The 16,332-nt window shown below is 67.2% G+C and carries 17 protein-coding genes; 9 read left to right on the forward strand and 8 right to left on the reverse strand.

The genetic code is table 11. The annotated features are described in order from the left end of the window. Positions 1-226 precede the first annotated feature (226 nt). Both AB5S17_RS09930 and AB5S17_RS09935 read right to left on the reverse strand, forming a co-directional pair. The gene (locus AB5S17_RS09930) at positions 227-673 is read right to left on the reverse strand and encodes an N-acetyltransferase family protein (protein WP_369238756.1); all 447 of its coding nucleotides are present in this window, start codon (positions 671-673) and stop codon (positions 227-229) included. Continuing rightward, positions 670-1,509 (reverse strand): AAA family ATPase, encoded by an 840-nt coding sequence (locus AB5S17_RS09935; protein WP_369238758.1) that lies wholly within the window; start codon positions 1,507-1,509, stop codon positions 670-672. Before AB5S17_RS09935 ends, AB5S17_RS09930 begins: the two co-directional genes overlap by 4 nt. Before the next feature lie 190 nt (positions 1,510-1,699). Between AB5S17_RS09935 and AB5S17_RS09940 the strand changes: the two genes are divergently transcribed. Next, positions 1,700-2,902 carry an MFS transporter gene (locus AB5S17_RS09940; protein ID WP_369238760.1) on the forward strand — a complete coding sequence of 401 codons (1,203 nt, stop codon included), beginning with the start codon at positions 1,700-1,702 and terminating at the stop codon, positions 2,900-2,902. On the opposite strand, the gene AB5S17_RS09945 is transcribed toward AB5S17_RS09940, so the two are convergent. Next, complete coding sequence (locus tag AB5S17_RS09945; protein WP_369238762.1) at positions 2,872-3,573, reverse strand: DapH/DapD/GlmU-related protein; 702 nt, start codon at positions 3,571-3,573, stop codon at positions 2,872-2,874. The genes AB5S17_RS09940 and AB5S17_RS09945 overlap by 31 nt on opposite strands. A 151-nt stretch (positions 3,574-3,724) precedes the next feature. Here AB5S17_RS09945 and AB5S17_RS09950 point away from each other — a divergent pair, with 151 nt between their 5' ends. From AB5S17_RS09950 to AB5S17_RS09970, 5 genes are all read left to right on the forward strand, one after another. Then, the gene (locus tag AB5S17_RS09950; RefSeq protein WP_369238764.1) at positions 3,725-4,315 is read left to right on the forward strand and encodes an SCO family protein; all 591 of its coding nucleotides are present in this window, start codon (positions 3,725-3,727) and stop codon (positions 4,313-4,315) included. Positions 4,316-4,389: 74 nt separating this feature from the next. Then, positions 4,390-4,623 carry a CopG family ribbon-helix-helix protein gene (locus tag AB5S17_RS09955; protein ID WP_369238766.1) on the forward strand — a complete coding sequence of 78 codons (234 nt, stop codon included), beginning with the start codon at positions 4,390-4,392 and terminating at the stop codon, positions 4,621-4,623. Next, complete coding sequence (locus tag AB5S17_RS09960) at positions 4,623-4,904, forward strand: type II toxin-antitoxin system RelE/ParE family toxin (RefSeq protein ID WP_369238768.1); 282 nt, start codon at positions 4,623-4,625, stop codon at positions 4,902-4,904. The genes AB5S17_RS09955 and AB5S17_RS09960 overlap by 1 nt, the downstream gene beginning before the upstream one ends. A 180-nt stretch (positions 4,905-5,084) precedes the next feature. Further along, complete coding sequence (locus AB5S17_RS09965; protein ID WP_369238770.1) at positions 5,085-7,010, forward strand: cation:proton antiporter; 1,926 nt, start codon at positions 5,085-5,087, stop codon at positions 7,008-7,010. Further along, positions 7,010-7,882: a 50S ribosomal protein L11 methyltransferase gene (locus AB5S17_RS09970; RefSeq protein WP_369238772.1), complete on the forward strand. Its 873-nt coding sequence runs from the start codon at positions 7,010-7,012 to the stop codon at positions 7,880-7,882. Before AB5S17_RS09965 ends, AB5S17_RS09970 begins: the two co-directional genes overlap by 1 nt. Positions 7,883-7,994: 112 nt before the next feature. On the opposite strand, the gene AB5S17_RS09975 is transcribed toward AB5S17_RS09970, so the two are convergent. Further along, positions 7,995-8,204: a hypothetical protein gene (locus tag AB5S17_RS09975; protein ID WP_369238774.1), complete on the reverse strand. Its 210-nt coding sequence runs from the start codon at positions 8,202-8,204 to the stop codon at positions 7,995-7,997. A gap of 227 nt (positions 8,205-8,431) precedes the next feature. Here AB5S17_RS09975 and AB5S17_RS09980 point away from each other — a divergent pair, with 227 nt between their 5' ends. The 3 genes from AB5S17_RS09980 to AB5S17_RS09990 all read left to right on the forward strand — a co-directional run bounded on the left by AB5S17_RS09980 (position 8,432) and on the right by AB5S17_RS09990 (position 11,624). Next, entirely contained in the window at positions 8,432-10,261 is a 1,830-nt protein-coding gene (locus AB5S17_RS09980; RefSeq protein WP_369238776.1) for an aminopeptidase P family protein, read from the forward strand. A 154-nt stretch (positions 10,262-10,415) separates the two neighbouring features. Next, complete coding sequence (locus AB5S17_RS09985; RefSeq protein WP_369238778.1) at positions 10,416-10,958, forward strand: hypothetical protein; 543 nt, start codon at positions 10,416-10,418, stop codon at positions 10,956-10,958. Positions 10,959-11,156: 198 nt separating this feature from the next. After that, entirely contained in the window at positions 11,157-11,624 is a 468-nt protein-coding gene (locus tag AB5S17_RS09990; protein WP_369238780.1) for a GNAT family N-acetyltransferase, read from the forward strand. 256 nt (positions 11,625-11,880) lie between these two features. Here AB5S17_RS09990 and AB5S17_RS09995 read toward each other — a convergent pair whose 3' ends face one another. The 4 genes from AB5S17_RS09995 to AB5S17_RS10010 all read right to left on the reverse strand — a co-directional run bounded on the left by AB5S17_RS09995 (position 11,881) and on the right by AB5S17_RS10010 (position 16,054). Further along, positions 11,881-12,462, reverse strand: a complete 582-nt coding sequence (locus AB5S17_RS09995; RefSeq protein ID WP_369238782.1) for a hypothetical protein — start codon at positions 12,460-12,462, stop codon at positions 11,881-11,883. 1,249 nt (positions 12,463-13,711) lie between these two features. Beyond that, positions 13,712-14,044, reverse strand: coding sequence for a hypothetical protein (locus AB5S17_RS10000; RefSeq protein ID WP_369238784.1), 333 nt, complete (start codon positions 14,042-14,044; stop codon positions 13,712-13,714). Positions 14,045-14,129: 85 nt separating this feature from the next. Next, complete coding sequence (locus tag AB5S17_RS10005; RefSeq protein WP_369238786.1) at positions 14,130-15,485, reverse strand: AAA family ATPase; 1,356 nt, start codon at positions 15,483-15,485, stop codon at positions 14,130-14,132. A gap of 281 nt (positions 15,486-15,766) precedes the next feature. Then, positions 15,767-16,054, reverse strand: a complete 288-nt coding sequence (locus AB5S17_RS10010) for a GIY-YIG nuclease family protein (protein WP_369238788.1) — start codon at positions 16,052-16,054, stop codon at positions 15,767-15,769. Between the last annotated feature and the right edge of the window lie 278 nt (positions 16,055-16,332).

The following is a 16,332-nucleotide window of genomic DNA, read 5'->3' on the forward strand; positions in this document are numbered from 1 at the left end:
GCGACGCTCGCCGTTCTCGCGGCCGAGGAACTTCTTGGCGACCCAGGCGACGAAGAGCGCCTTGAGGATACCCCTGATCATGGTCTGTCTCCGTTCAAGAGTTGTTGGCGCGAAAACGCCGGAGAACAGGGATTGGTTGCGCAGCCGCCGCGGATCGCGCGATCACGGATCATCTCCATCTCGTGAGGAGAACGACATGGTCCGGGGGCGGACCGCGGCCTCTCGATCAGCGCTGATACTTGATGAAGGGCGTCTTCGTGCCGATGCGGTCGTAGAGCATCCGGCCCTGATAGTTCGTCTCCTGCGTCACCCAGTAGACGCTGGGGCAGCCGCCGGCATCGGCCGCGGCATAGACGGCCTCGATCAGCCTGCGCCCGATGCCCGAGCCGCGGATGCCCGCCGCGACGAAGAGGTCCTGGAGGTAGCAGACGTTCTCCCTCCGCCAGCAATGGCGGTGGAAGAGATAGTGGACGAGGCCGACCGGCACGCCGTCGATCAGCGCCAGCAGGCCGCAGGGATCGTAGGGTTCCTCGCCGACGAGCCGGGCGAAGGTCGAGCGCAGCACCGCCTGGTCGAGCGCCGTCTCATAGAAGGCGAGATAGTCGGTCCAGAGCCGCCGCCAGTCGGCTTCGTCGGCGGCCACGACCGGCCGGATCGTGATGTCCGCGCTCATCCGCGCCCCCGCGCCAGGAAGGCCAGTCGCTCGAACAGGTGCACGTCCTGCTCGTTCTTCAGGAGCGCGCCGTGCAGCTTCGGCAGCACCTTGGTCGGGCTCTCCCGAAGGTCCGCGGCATCGACATCCTCGGCGACGAGGAGGCGGATCCAGTCGAGCGCCTCGGAGGTCGAGGGCTTCTTCCGGATGCCCGGCTGCTCGCGCAGCTCGTAGAACTGCGTCAGCGCGGCGCGCACCAGATCCTGCTTGATGCCGGGATGGTGCACTTCGACGATCCGGCTCAGCGTCTCGGGATCGGGGAACTGGATGTAGTGGAAGAAGCAGCGGCGCAGGAAGGCGTCCGGCAGCTCCTTCTCGTTGTTGGAGGTGATCACCACGATCGGCCGGTGCTTCGCCGCCACCGTCTCGCCGGTCTCGACGACGTCGAAGCGCATCTTGTCGAGCTCCTGCAAAAGGTCGTTCGGGAATTCGATGTCCGCCTTGTCGATCTCGTCGATCAGCAGCACGACGCGTTCGTCGGCGGTGAACGCGTCCCAGAGCTTGCCGGGCTTGATGTAGTTGCGGATGTCGTGGACCCGCGCGTCGCCGAGCTGGCTGTCCCTCAGCCGCGACACCGCATCGTATTCGTAGAGCCCCTCGGCCGCCTTGGTGGTCGACTTGATTGTCCACTGGATCAGCCTGAGGCCCAGCGCCTCGGCGATCTGGACGGCGAGCTCGGTCTTGCCGGTGCCGGGCTCGCCCTTGACGAGCAGCGGGCGCTCCAGCGTGATCGCGGCGTTGACGGCGACCATCAGGTCCTTGCCGGCGACATAGCTCTTCGTTCCGGTGAAGCGCATGCGGATCCTCGTCCCTCTTCGACGCCGCCACCATAGGGGCGGGTCCGAGCCATGCAAGCGGCATTGGTCAGCATCCGGAAAACGCTGCGTCAGCCGCCCTTAACGCGGGACGCGTTCGTGCTATTTCGCCGGTGCGAACACATTCGCCGGGCGCGTCCAACCGCCCGGCTGCCTTTCCGGAACAACCGACATGTCCGATACCACCGCCACCGCGCCCGCCGGCGCCGCCGACAAGCACGGCCTCTCCACCGTCATGACGGTGCTGTTCGCCGTCGCCTGCGGGGCGCTGGCGGCCAATCTCTATTACGCCCAGCCGCTGGTGGCGCTGATCGGCGCCGACACCGGCCTGTCGCGCTCGGCCGAGAGCACGGTCGTGACCTTCACCCAGATCGGCTATGCCAGCGGCCTGGTCCTGCTCGTCCCGCTCGGCGACGTGCTCGAGAACCGCAAGCTGATCCTCGTCACCATGGCGGCGAACGTCGTCGCCCTCGCGGGCCTCGCGCTGGCGCCGAACCTCGCGGCGCTGTTCGCGCTGATCCTCGTCGTCGGCCTGACCTCCTGCGCGGCGCAGATGCTGGTGCCGCTCGCCGCCAACCTCGCCCCCGACCACGAGCGCGGCAAGGTCGTCGGCAACGTCATGAGCGGGCTCCTCGCCGGCATCCTCTTCGCCCGCCCGATCTCCAGCTTCCTCGCCGATTATGTCGGCTGGCGCGGTGTCTTCGGCCTGTCGGCGGGCGTCATCACCGCGCTCATCGTCGCTGGCCTGTTCGTCTTCCCGACCCGCCGCCCGAGCGGCCGGCAGAAATACCTGTCGCTGATCGCCTCGCTCGGCCGGCTGTTCGTGAAGGAGCCCGTGCTGCGCCGGCGCGGGCTCTATCACGCCGCGATGTTCGCCGCCTTCTCGCTGTTCTGGACCGGCGCGCCGATCATCCTTCTGCGAGCGCCGTACAACTTCACGCCGAGCGAGGTGGCGCTCTTCGCGCTCGCCGGCGTCCTCGGCGTCTTCGCCGCGCCCGTCGCCGGCCGGCTCGCCGACCGCGGCCACAGCCGCGCCGGCACGACGGCGGCGCTCGCCGTCGCGGTCCTCGCCTTCGTCGCCGCGCTGTTCGGCGAGACCTCGCTCGTCGCGCTTGTGGCCGCCGGCATCCTTATCGATCTCGGGGTCCAGGCGAACCTCGTCTTCGGCCAGCGCGAGATCTACCAGCTCGACCCGGCCATCCGGAACCGGCTGAACGCGGTCTACATGACCACCTTCTTCCTCGGCGGCGCGCTCGGCTCGGCGCTGACCAGCCCGATCCTGGAGGGCTATGGCTGGCAGGCGGTCTGCTGGCTCGGCATCGCGCTTCCGGCCGCTGCGCTCGCCTATTTCACGGTGTTCGACCGGTCGGTCTGAAGCCCGTCGCCAGCAGCTGCCATGCGAGCCTCCCACTTCTCCAGGAAGGCTTCCGAGACAAGCGCCTGCATGTCCGGCACCGCCTCGAACAGCGTTTCGAGGGGCCAGTCCCACCAGGCGAGCGCCTGCAGGCGCTCGGCGATCGCGGCGGAGAAGCGCCGCCGGATGGGCTTCGCCGGCACGCCGGCGACGATGGTGTAGCGCGGCACGTCCTTCGTTACCACGGCGTTCGCGCCGATCACCGCGCCGTCGCCGACGGTGACGCCGGGCAGGATGACGGCGCCGTGGCCGATCCAGACGTCGTTGCCGATCGTCACCGGCTTTTCCTGCCGCCGGCCGCGGAACTCGTGATCGACCGGCAGGAAGCGGAAATACTCGTTCGGGCGGTAGCTGACCTTGTGCGTCGTCACCCGCTCCATCGGATGCTCCAGCGCATTGATCCGCACGGCCGCGGCGATCGAGCAGAACTTGCCGATGCGGGCATAGACGGCTTCGCCGTTGCGCTCGAAATAGCTGAAATCGCCGACGGTGACCTCGCGCAGGATGACGCGCGAGCCGATCTCGACATGGCGCCCGAGCTTCGTGCCCTTGAGTTCCGCCGTCGTGTGGATCCGCGGCTCCGGCGCGCGGAAGCGCAGCGCGGAGCGCCGTTCGTCGTCGTCCTCGGCCATGTCCGTCCTCCTGCCGCCGTCTTCTGGCGGGTATAGTGGACCCCGCCGGCGGACGGAATGTCCGGTCGCCTTGCGGCGCGAAGCCGTGCTAGGCGGCGAGGCGAGGAAAGCGGGGAGGCGGGGCCGCCGGACGTTCGGCCCCGAAGAGAGCATGAGCGGAACGCAGATCCTTCGAACCGGTCTCTGGGCCGTCGCCGCGCTGATCGCCGGCGCGATGGTCGCCATGGTGTTCGTCGTCTCGGGCGGCGGTCCGGCCACCGGCAAGCCCTACGGCCAGCCGTTCAGCCTGACCGACCAGAACGGCCGGCCGATCACGCAGGCGGATCTGCGCGGCGAGCCGGCGGCGGTGTTCTTCGGCTACACCCACTGTCCGGACGTCTGCCCGACGACGCTCTACGAACTTGCCGGCTACCAGGCGCAGCTGAAGAAGGAGGGCAAGCGGCTCCGTGTCGTCTTCGTCACCGTCGATCCGCAGCGCGACACGCCCGCGGTCCTGAAGGACTACGTCTCCGCCGTCTCCGACGACGTCACCGCGATCACCGGCGATCCCGCCAAGGTGGCGGCGATGGCGAAGGGCTGGGGGATCTACTTCAAGAAGGTCGGGGAGGGCGACGACTACACGATGGACCACACCGCGACGACCTTCCTCCTCAATCCCGACGGTACGCTGGCGGGGACGATCGCCTATGGCGAGGATCCGAAGATCGAGCAGAAGAAGCTGGAAAAGCTGGTCGGGGCGTGACAGCCACGCCGGGATGAGGATGCCGCCTCAGCCGAAGCTTGCCTGTGCCCCCCCGCCTATGGCAGGCTCAAGTCATGAGCGTCACCGTGGAACTGACAGCGGAACTGAAGGCGCGGGTCGAGGCACTCGCGGCACGCTCGCGCCGCTCCGTGTCGGATGTCATGAAGGACGCCCTGGAAGGCGGGCTCTCGCTGGAATGGCAGGAGCACTACCTCGACCGGGTCGAAGCCGGGATCGCCGCGGCAGAGGACGGTGACTTCGCGGGGCCGGAAGACGTGGAACGCGTTCTGGCGAAGTACCGCGGGTGATGCGCGTCCTCTGGACGCGCCCCGCCCTGGCTGATCTCGATCGAATCCAGGATTTCATCGCCGCGGACAATCCCCGAGCCGCCTATCGCCTGACCCAGAGGCTCGTCGACCAGGCCGCGCGGCTCTCGCAGACTCCGATGATCGGGCGGCCGGGCAGGGTGGTCGGAACTCGGGAACTGGTGGCTTCGGGAACACCCTACATTCTGGTCTACCGATTGCGTGACAGAGCGGAGATTCTTGCGGTCGTTCATGGCGCGCGCGATTGGCCGAGAGACTTCTGACCTCGTTGTGTCGTGGGGTGTCTGCCCGGAAGCCCCGGCGATGCGTGCTGAGCGCTCTCCCGGACGGGGCAGCGATGCCGACCCGCTGCCGGCGATTTTCCATCGAGTGGGCGAACCCGTTCCCGGCTGACTGCGTTGCGCTAGCTTCGACCGCTCGCGCCGAAGAAAGTGTCCCGCTTCATGCATGATCTCGCGCTGCAACTCGCCCTGATCGGCGTCGCAGGGATAGCCTCGCAATGGGTGGCCTGGCGCCTCCGCATTCCGGCGATCGTCATCCTGTTCCTGGTCGGCCTCGTCTTCGGGCCGCTGACCGGCCTGATGAACCCGCGCGCGGACTTCGGCGAACTCTACACGCCGCTGGTCTCGACCGCCGTCGCGATCATCCTGTTCGAGGGCGGGCTCACGCTGAATTTCCGCGAGATCCGCGAGACCTCCACCGCGGTCCGCCGGGTCGTGCTGGTCTCCAGCCCGCTGGTCTGGATCATGACCGCAGGCGTCGCGCACTATGTCGGCAACCTGTCCTGGCCGACCGCCATCATCCTCGGCGCACTGCTCGTCGTCACCGGGCCGACGGTGATCATGCCGCTGCTGCGGCACGCGCGGCTGGAGTCGCGCCCGGCCTCGATCCTGCGCTGGGAAGCGATCCTCAACGATCCGGTCGGCGCACTGTTCGCGGTCATCGCCTTCGAAACCTATCTCGTGCTGCGCGGCTGGCACGCCGCCGGCAGCCTCATCCTCACCGCGCTGCTCGCTCTCGGCATCGCGATCGGCGGCGGCATCCTCGTCGGCCGCCTGCTCGGCCGGGCCTTCACGCGCGGCTACGTGCCGGAATATCTCAAGGCGCCGATCCTCTTCGCCACCGTCATCGGCATGAACTCCTTCACCAACCTGGTGCTCGAGGAGGCGGGCCTGCTGACGGTCACGGTCATGGGCATCACCATGGCCAATGCCAAGATCGCCAGCCTCGGCGAGCTGAAGCGCTTCAAGGAGACCGTGACGATCCTGCTCGTCTCGGGCCTGTTCATCGTGCTGACGGCGTCGCTGCAGATGACCGTGATCCGCAGCCTCGAATGGCGGGTGCTGGTGTTCATCGCGGCCTCGCTCGTGATCGTGCGCCCGCTCGCGATCTATCTCGCGACGATCGGCGCCGGGCTCCACTGGCGCGAGCGCCTGCTGGTCGCCTGGATCGCCCCGCGCGGCATCGTCGCCGTCGCGGTGGCGGGCCTGTTCGGCGCGACGCTGGTGCGCATGGGCGTTTCCGACGGCGACAGGATGATCGCCTACACCTTCGCGCTCGTCGCCGCGACGATCGTCTTCCACGGCTTCACGCTCGGCCCGCTGGCGCGGCTCCTGAAGCTGCGGTCGGCGGATCGGCCGGGCGTGCTCATCGTCGGCGCCTCGCGCTTCTCGATCGCGCTGGCGCGGCGGCTGAAGGCGCAGGACGTCCCGGTGCTGATCGCCGATTCCAACTGGTCGCGCATATCCGAGGCGCGGCTGGCGGAAGTCGACGTCTGGTTCGGCGAGATCCTGTCGGAAGCCGCTCATCACGGCCTCAACCTCTCGCGCTTCGATCATCTGGTGGCCGCGACCGACAACGATGCCTACAACGCGCTGATCTGCACAGATTTCGGCGCGGAGATCGGCCGCACCGAGGTCTTCCAGATCGGCGACATCGGAACCGGCGGCACCTCCGAGCGCCATGCGATGCATTTCACCATCGGGGGCCTGCCGCTGTTCCGGCCGGGGAAATCCTTCGCCGAACTGCGCGATCTGGTCGTCGACGGCTGGTCGTTCCAGGCGACGCGCTTGACGGAGGAGTTCGGCTATGACCGTTTCGTCGAGACGCGGCCGGAGGGCACGCATGTGGTCCTGTGGATTCGGCCCTCCGGCGCGGTTGTCTTCGCTTCGGCGGAAGGGTCCGGCGAACCGGACGAGGGCGACACGATCATCGCCTTCGGGCCGCCGCGGCAGGAGCGCGAGCAGGAGAAGATCGTGAAAGGCACCATGACCGAGCGCGAGGCCCGGGCGGAGCGGGCCCGCAAGACGGCCGAAGAAGTCTCCGGGCGGGCGGAGGAGGCGGCATCCCGCGCCGAGGCGCCCGTCTGATGCCGCAGGTCCGCTATTTCTTCCGGGCGGGGAAGGGTGCGGCCGAGGCCGCCTATGCCCGGCTCGACGCGGCCTTCGAGGAAGAGGGCGCGCCCCTCGCCATCGCCGAGATCGACGAGGCGCGCGCGATCTTCGAGGTCTCGGCCTATCTCGAGACCGAGCCGGGCGGCGACCGTGCGGCCGATGTGGCCGCGGCGGCAGACCTCGATTCCCCGGACGCTGTCTCGCGCGAAGAGCTTCCCGAGCAGGACTGGATGGCGGCGGTCCTCGCGGCGCTGAAGCCGGTGCGCGCAGGCCGGTTCCTCGTCCACGGTGCGCACGACCGCGACAGGGTGGCGGTGAACGATCTCGCGATCGAGATCGAAGCCGGCCAGGCTTTCGGCACCGGCCATCACGGCACCACCGCCGGCTGCCTCACGATGATCGGCGACCTCGCCCTGCGCAACCGGCCGCGGAACGCGCTGGACCTCGGGACCGGAAGCGCCGTTCTCGCCATCGGCCTCGCCAAGCTGGCGCGCATTCCGGTGCTCGCGACCGACATCGATCCGGTGGCCGTCGACGTCGCCGCTGCCAACATCGCCGCGAACGGCGTCTCGCACTACGTCGAGACCGCCGTTTCGGAAGGCTTTCGGGCGCCGGCGGTTCGGCAGGGGGCGCCATACGACCTGATCGTCGCCAACATCCTCGCCGGCCCGCTGATCGCGCTGGCGCGCGACTTCCGGCAGTTCATCGCGCCGCGCGGCGACATCGTCCTCTCGGGCATCCTGACCCATCAGCGCGCGGCCGTTCTCGCCGCCTTCCGGGCGCAGGGCATGATCCACCGGCGCACGCTGACGCGCGGCGAATGGGTGACGCTGCATCTCTCTCGCTGAGGCCAGCGCTCAAAGCTTTTCGGGAGAGCGGCGGTCAATGAAAAACCCGGCCGCGAAGCCGCGACCGGGTTCCAAGGGGGAATGTCTGCCGGCTTACCCGGCTGTCGCCCGCTCAGCGACGGACTGGCTCAGAGCCCTCGAACAGCGAGCCGCGCTGCGACTGCTCGCCGACGGTCTGGCTGGTGAAGCGGTAGTGCGTCGCGATGTAGCGGCGGGCTTCCCGCTCGCGGGCTTCGATGAGGCGGTCGAACATGTTGCGCATGACGCCCTTGCCCTGGCGGCCACTGCGAAGGCTGACGTCGGTGAAGGTCGTGGTAGCCATCTCGTCTCTCCTGGTCTGGCTTTGAAGGCCTCCCGTTGAGTGGAATATGCTGATTCCGCTGGCGGTCAGGTAGCGGCCGGCACGCATAGGTCCTATCCGCTTATTGCAATGCAGCATAAAGCGCCTGTTCATCATCCGGTAAGATTTCCCCGGTGGGGTCCGGGACCCTATCTTCATCGGCCAAGGCGCGGCCCGTTGCCCTCCCTCCACCCCGTCAGAGAAGCCTCATGTTCCAGAATTTCGATGCGACCAGCGATCATTCCCAGAGTGCCGCCCGGGTGGATCGGCTGCGAGCCGATCTCGCCGCCGCCGGCCTGGACGGGTTCATCGTGCCGCGCGCCGACGAGCATCAGGGCGAGTACATTCCGGCCTCGGCCGCGCGGCTCGAATGGCTGACGGGCTTCTCCGGCTCGGCGGGTGTCGCGGTCGTCCTCGCCGACAGGGCGGCGATCCTCGTCGACGGGCGCTACACGCTGCAGGTCCGCTCGCAGGTCGATCTCGGGGTCTTCGAACCGGTCTCGTCCGTCGACACCCCGCTCGCCGACTTCCTGCGCGGTGCCGCCGCCGGCAAGCGCATCGGCTATGATCCCTGGCTGCATACCTCCGGCGAGGTGAAGCGCCTGAAGGAAGCGCTGCGGGCGGTCGATGGGGAACTCGTCCCGGTGCGCGGCAACCCGATCGACCGGATCTGGAACGACCGTCCGGCGCCGCCGAAGGGCCGGGCCGTCGTCCAGCCCGACGCCCATGCCGGCCGGCCGGCCTCAGAGAAGCTCGCGCAGCTCTCCGGCAAGCTCGCGGAGGCGAAGGCCGACTTGACGGTTCTGACCGATCCGTCCTCGGTCGCCTGGACCTTCAACATCCGGGGCAGCGACGTGCCGCATACGCCCTTGGCCCTGTCCTTCGCGATCATCCGGACGGAGGGGCGGCCCACCCTGTTCATCGATCCTGACAAGCTCGACGCCGGCGTGCGGACCCATCTGAGCGCGCTGGCGGAGCTTGCCGAGCCCGAGACCTTCGAGCCGGCGCTGCGCAAGGAGGCGGCGGAGCGTGCCGTCGGGCTCGACCCGCAGCTTGCCGCGGCGCGCCTCTCGGACCTCGTCGTCGAGGCGGGCGGCAGAGTGGTCGAGATGGCGGACCCGGCGCGGCTGCCGCGCGCGATCAAGAACGACGGGGAGATCGCCGGCTCGCGGGCGGCGCATCTCAGGGACGGCGCGGCGATCACCGCCTTTCTCGCCTGGCTCGACCGTCAGGCACCGGGGACGGTGACCGAAATCGGCGCGGCCGAGCGGCTGGAGGCGCTGCGGGCCGAGTTCGGCGAGCGGGACGGCCAGCCGTTGCGCGACATCTCCTTCGACACGATCGCGGGCTCGGGGCCGAACGGCGCGATCGTGCACTACCGGGTCAACCGGGAGAGCGACCGCGTGCTGGCAGAGGGCGAGCTGTTCCTGCTGGATTCCGGGGCGCAGTACCAGGACGGCACGACCGACATCACCCGGACGATGCCGATCGGCACGCCGACGGCGGAGATGCGAGAGAAGTTCACGCTGGTCCTGAAGGGGATGATCGCGATCTCGACGGCGCGCTTCCCGAAGGGCACGCGCGGCGTCGACCTCGACCCGCTGGCGCGCATCGCGCTGTGGAAGGCGGGCTGCGACTACGCCCACGGCACCGGCCACGGCGTCGGCTCCTACCTCGCCGTGCACGAGGGGCCGCAGTCGATCTCCAGGCGCGGCATGGCGGTGCTGGAGCCCGGCATGATCCTCTCCAACGAACCCGGCTACTACCGCGAGGGCGCCTTCGGCATCCGGATCGAGAACCTCGTCCTCGTCGAGCCCGCGGCGCCGGTCGCCGGCGGCGACATCGACATGCTCGGCTTCTCGACCCTGACGCTGGCGCCGATCGACCTCCGGCTGGTCGAGCCGGGCCGTCTCACGGCGGAGGAGACCCGCTGGCTGGACGCCTATCACGCGGCGGTGCGCGAGGCGCTGTCGCCGCGCCTCGGCGACGCCGATCGCGCCTGGCTGGCCGCGGCGACGCGGTCGCTCGCCAAGGGCTGAGCGTCAGGGGCGGCGGGCTTTGCCCGGCCGCCCGCGCTGCAGTATTCCGTTGCAGAAGTAACTGATTACCAGTGTTAACATTGCGAAAGGTTCGGGAACGCCGGGAGTCTGCCTCCGTTTCGCTTTCACAGGTCATGAAAACAGGAGGATTTCCATGAAGCGCATCTTCGCCACCACCACCGCCATCCTTCTCGCCCTCGGCACCTCGGCCTTTGCGGCGAACTCGATCACGACCAAGGGCGTCAGCGAGACCGGCAACACCCTGACCGTCCCGATGGTGAAGGCCAATGCCGACGGCTATCTGGTCATCCATGCGATGAAGAACGGCCATCCGGTCGAGCCGCAGTCGGTCGGCCATGCGGCGATCCACAAGGGCGAGAACGACAACGTCCAGGTCACGCTCGACCATCCGCTGAAGCGTGGCCAGAAGTACCTTGCCATGCTCCACAAGGAGACCAACAACAACGGCACCTACGACTTCGGCAAGGGCAACACCAAGGTCGACACGCCGATGATGGCGAACGGCAAGCCGGTGACCAAGACCTTCCGCCTGAGCGCCAACGCCGCCGGCATGTCCAGCCACAAGACCATGTCGACCCACAAGGCGACGTCCGGCAAGGCGATGACCAACGGCTCGACCAACGGCGTGGCCGGCATGTCGACGTCCGACCAGGACATGGACAGCGACGCCAAGTAAGCTGAAGCCTCCGGACGATCCCGGATCGTTCCGGCTCTCTGCGAAGGGCGGTCCCGCGGGGCCGCCCCTTTTGCGTTGCCCCGCCAGCGCGCCGGAGCGCCCCGGGCCGGCGGTTGAACCCCGCGGGCATCCGTGCGAGGAAAGCGCCACTCCGCCCGACCCGAAAACGCGACCCTCAGCAACAGGGAGACGTCCCCCGTGTCCGCGCCGACCGCCCTTACCCTGCGCCGCAACGCGCCCTTCGATCTTGCCCCGCTCGCCCGGCTGCTCGCCGAGGAGGCCGATCTCGCCCTCGTCAATCCCAGCGCCAAGCACCCGTTCGACCCGCTGGAATGGCAGGAGAAGTGGCTGAACGAGCTGGACGACGAGTCCTTCTACCTGCTCGACGAGACCGGCAACGAGGTCGGCTTCTTCGCCCTGCGCGTCGGCATCGGCCCGGAGGTGCGCCATCTCGTCTACGTCTTCGTGGCGGAGGCGGCCCGCGGCGGCGCCGGCGAGGCGGTGACGCAGCTCGCCGAACAGGCGGCCCGCGACCTCGGCGCCCTGTCGGTGACGCTGAAGGTCGAGCTCGACAACGAGCCGGCGCTGCGCACCTACCAGTCCGCCGGCTTCGAGGAGCTCGGTCGCAGCCGCGGCATGGCCACCATGCGCCGCGACGTGGAATAGGCGCGGCGGCCGCGCCTTCCCCTTCTCCCGCCTGCGGGAGACGATGCCCCGTAGGGGCGGATGAGGGCTTGGCGGGCGCGGTCGTCTCCGGCTGGCCTTCCATCCCGCGCAATGCGCCGCCTCGGCGCTTCCCGAAGCCCTCATCCCCCTGCCGGGACCGCCCGGGGATGAGCCACGCGTCTCATCCCGTCCTTCGGACCCCGGGACGGGAGAGGGGGCGGTGTCGGCCGCCCGCGCCTTCCTATCGCCGCGCCTCTCATAGCGTCACCCGCGGGACCGGCCGCGCCGGCACCGGCGGCTCCGGCGCGCCCGGCTCCGGCCGAACGGGCACCGCCGGCTCGACCGGGCCGTAGGGCGAGCCCCAGGCGGTCTCGCCCTCGACGAGCATGATCCGCGCCGTGCGGATCGCCTCGTCCTCCGCGCCGCGTTGCCGGGGGTCGCGGAACATCTCCGGGTGGCAGCGCCGCTGCACGGCGAAGGGCAGGGCGAGTTGCACGACGCGGGGCAGGGCCTCGAAGCAGGGCGCCGGCGGCATGCGCCCGCCCTGCGTCGCGAAGGGCCGGTCGCCCGGCCGCCCGCCATAGCGGCAGGCCCGCACCCGCCGGCACTCGCCGCGCCCGCAGATCACCGCGATCCGCCAGGCGAGCGTCGGCATCAGCCGGTCTATCCGCTCGCCGGGTTCCGGGTCCGGAAACGGCCGCCGGCTGCGCGGCGCCCTCGGAAACCGCGCCAGGGCCTTGCGCACCATCCTGAGATAGGCGTCGGCCAGCCGGTGGCTCACGGCGATCTCCTCCTTGGTCAGCGGCGGGTCGATCGGCGGCTCGTCGGTGTCGGACATGGTCGGGCTCCTTGCTGGGTGAGGCGTGTCTCGGGGGGGCACCGGCGGCGGCTGGTGCGGAACGGGCGCCGGCGTGTCCGCGCCCCCTTCTCCCGCCTGCGGGAGAAGGTGCCCCGAAGGGGCGGATGAGGGCCTGACGGGCGGTGTCATGTCCGAAACGGCAACCGTCATCTGCCTCGCCTCCGACGCGTCACCTCCTCATATCGTCGTGCCCGCCGATGCCCTCATCCCCCTGCCGGGACCGCCCGGGGATGAGCCACGCGTCTCATCCCGTCCTTCGGACCCCGCGGACGGGGGAAGGGGGCGGCGTCGGCGTCTCCGCCCATTTCGGTCATGCCGAAGCGGCGCCGCGCCCGGATGCCCGGGCCGGCGGCATGCCTCCTCTCGGCCGCCCGAACGGGGCGGCGGATCGTAGAGGGCGGGCCCTCGGAATTTTTTAAGATGCGGCACGCCTTCGGCGATCCGCGCGGTGTCTTGGCGAGCCCGAATGAGCCGCTGGTCTCCGTCGCCGCACCCGGCCGTGGCGCGGGCGGGCCGGCAGCGGCCGCCGCCGGCTCTTCGCCCTTTCGGGCTCAAGCGGATCGGTCCGCGGACCCCTCGTAATGGGGGACGGTCCGGCGAAGCCTCGGGTCGTCCGGGTCGGCGCGCCTCCGGAAGACACCCCGCCGCGGACACCGCTCGCCACCCCCGACCGATCCCGGCGATCGTCCGTGCCCGCCGTGGGCGGCGATGGAGGGAGTATGGGGGAGGCGGGAAGGGCGGGGATAAGTTTGGTGGGGGAGGCGCAGTCGCCGAAGCTGCGTTCTTCTCCCCCACGGGGAGAAGTGCCGGCAGGCGATGAGGGTGTGTTCCGCGACATCCGACGGGATGGCGCCGGATGGCGCGCCCCTGGATGAGTTTGCGCACCGCCCCCTCATCCGCCCTTCGGGCACCTTCTCCCCACGTGGGAGAAAAAACCGGCGCCCGCCATCGGGCGCGGCGTATCCCCGCCTGCCAGCCCCGCCGGCGCATCACGGTGTCGAGACAGAACGCGATCTCCTCCGGCTGATGACCAGGACGGCGTAAAGGGCATGCCCCATTAGACGCTGATCAACGCAAACGAGTGGGTGGAGGGCTAGGGCGTGGCCCCGCCGGGTTTTGGGTCCTCCGGGAAGGCCTCTCCAGACGAGGCTCCAGCGCAGACGGCCACCAAATCCGCTTCGCATCCGAAGAGTGCCGAAAAAGAGCACAATGACGCGCAAGCGCCGTGTCAGTTACCGAAGCGAGCCAAAAGCGCAAGAACGATTCTCTCTGGCGTGTCTACTTTGATCACCTTTCCGCGTGGATCGATTATCTGACGATTTTTGAAGTCAACAATAAGATTTCCATCCTGAGTGTATAGCAGGCGAGAGTTAGACACACGTGCCAGTGCGAGAACATGTGGATCGTCCGAGCGCAGCGGTAGAGATTCCACTGCAGCCTCCTCGCGATCAACCAAATCAGTATCCAAACGCTCTAATCTCCCTCCACGAGCCCATTCCGCTAGCAAGTCGCGAAGACCGGTTTTGGGGAGCTCCCGGAGGAGCTTGCCGCCCACGGTCACCCGAACTCTCCTGCTGGCGATAAGCCGCATTAGAAGGGCTGCATGTCCACTAAGCGGAGCGCTGAAGTCACCGCATCTATTCGCGTCAATGATTAGTGTCAATGGGTTCCACGCCCAGTGTACGTAGTTGCTCATCTACGAAAAAAGAACGATAGCTTGATGGAGCGTCTACAGGCTCCCCATTTGTATCAAGAGACACCTCTGTTATGTGGTTTTCTAGACGGCCACGCTCGAAGAATAGTATAGATACGTCATCCGGGCTTATGCGTCTTTGGAAGACAGCTTGTCGGACTCGATCAACAATAAAATCGCTGTGTGTCTCAAGAACGAACTCGGAGCCGTTCCCCAGATAAGACTCAACAAAATACTGGCCAAGCGCTGCCTGCGCCCTCGCATGCAGATGCACCTCAGGCTGTTGTATTAGGTGAGTGCTCCTTGGCGACTGTGACGATATATTATAAATTATAGGTATCACTTGGCTAGTGCCATAACCTAGGTCGACGAGGTTTGTCTTTGGGCCGTCCGACGATAGCTGTATCTGAAAAGGGTCGCTAGCGCTGCGACCAAAGGACTTGACGCTAATTTCCCGAAACATTCCTGATGCTGTTCCAAAGTCTTCGAGGTTGGATTTTAGTCGACGCCAAGGGTCCTTATTGGTTGCACGGAATAGTTTAGCAATCTCAAACGGAACATGCGATCCCTCCCCATCCGGAGCTTCTGCGCCGGGTGTATAAGTTCGCAGGGGTTTTGTACGGATGGCTGATGTAGCTTCAATAGGGCCGGACAACTTCTCCGACAATGCATCCGCAACCTCTATAAAATGTGAAACATCTAGGTCGGGAGCGTTGGGAAAAAGCTGGCCTTCGCTTCCCCTATTTCTTCGAGACAGCCTATAGCGAAGATCGCGTAGAAGAAACGGCCAGTATCTTGTGAAATCGTTCCGCGCAAATCTCGGAAAGTCGTTGCCTTCTTCGATGGGGTAAGTGCCTCCGTCCTTCAGGGTAATTTCAACCCGAAACCGACGGTTGTCTATGGAAGCCGATAATGATCCAGCCTTCGTGGAAATATGAATCGCTGAAATGACCGGCTGCGACTCCGAACTCTCGAACGCAATACGAAACTCTACCGAGATATCAGGCTCCACATGAGGTTGCCTTCTTGAGCGATCAACATTCGTCTTAAGCGTAATAAAAAAACTCTTTGCTCGGCCGGCTTTGCCGCCTCTATAGTGAGCAATTTGCTGGAATGTTCCCAACTGGAACGGATCCTTGTTGAAGGAGGCCTCGGAATTGCCAGATACAAAGTCCATCATGTACTTAATGGCTGAAAGAAAGGAGCTTTTGCCTGCGCTATTTTCTCCAATTAGGATCGTTATCGGGCGAATGCTTACGAAGCCCTGTTGATGGAAGCCACGAAAATCCTCAAGGGCTAGACAGTACATGGTAACCTTCGGAAGACTCAGCTCTAAGCAGCGACTTTGACCGGTGGTTTCGCAGAACTCAACCCCGAGAGGCTGCTAGCTTGGTTTCTAGGGTATGGGTTCCTCGTGCGGGGCAGCGGTGGCGGCGCAGAGGCATGGATCCCCGGCCTGTGGCCGAGGATGACGAAGCGGAGAGGGAGGCGGCTCGTCCTCGGCGAAAGCGGAGAGGGAGGCGGCTCGTTCTGCAACGGCGGAGCGGAGGAAGAAGGTCCTTCGACCGAACCGCGACGCAGCCGCAACCCTCACCACCACAGGCCGCGGTAGAGCTCCGACCAGTCGGGGTTCATCGCCTCGATCAGCGCGATCTTCCTCGCCCGCGGCCACTTCTTCATCGCCTTCTCGCGCGCGATGGCGTCGCGGATGTCGAAGTGCTCCTCGTACCAGACCAGCCGCTTGCAGCCGTAGCGGCTGGTGAAGCCCTTCACCGCCTCGCTCTTGTGCTCGTGGACGCGGCGGGCCAGGTCGGACGTGACGCCGATGTAGAGGGTGCCGTTCCGCTGGCTCGCCATGATGTAGACGTGTCCCGCCATCGCCGGACGGTGCGGGGCGGGTGAAGATGCGTCAAGGGACGTGCGCTCTCCAGAGGGACGGTGCAGGAAGAGGCGGCGCCACCCATGCCTCGTCATCCTCGCGCGAAGCGCTGGGATCCATGCCGCGACGGTCGGGGCGGGTGGTGCGCTTGAGGAAGGGGCGCGTATCCTCGCACGAAGCGGCGGCGGCGACGCGGAGGCATGGATCCCCGGCCTGCGGCCGAGGATGACGAAGCGGAGGGGGAGGCGGCTCGCCGTGTGGCGAAGCGAGGAGGGAA

Origin of the sequence: Jiella sp. M17.18 (assembly GCF_041027365.1) — a bacterium.
Lineage (GTDB): Bacteria > Pseudomonadota > Alphaproteobacteria > Rhizobiales > Rhizobiaceae > VKMB-3413.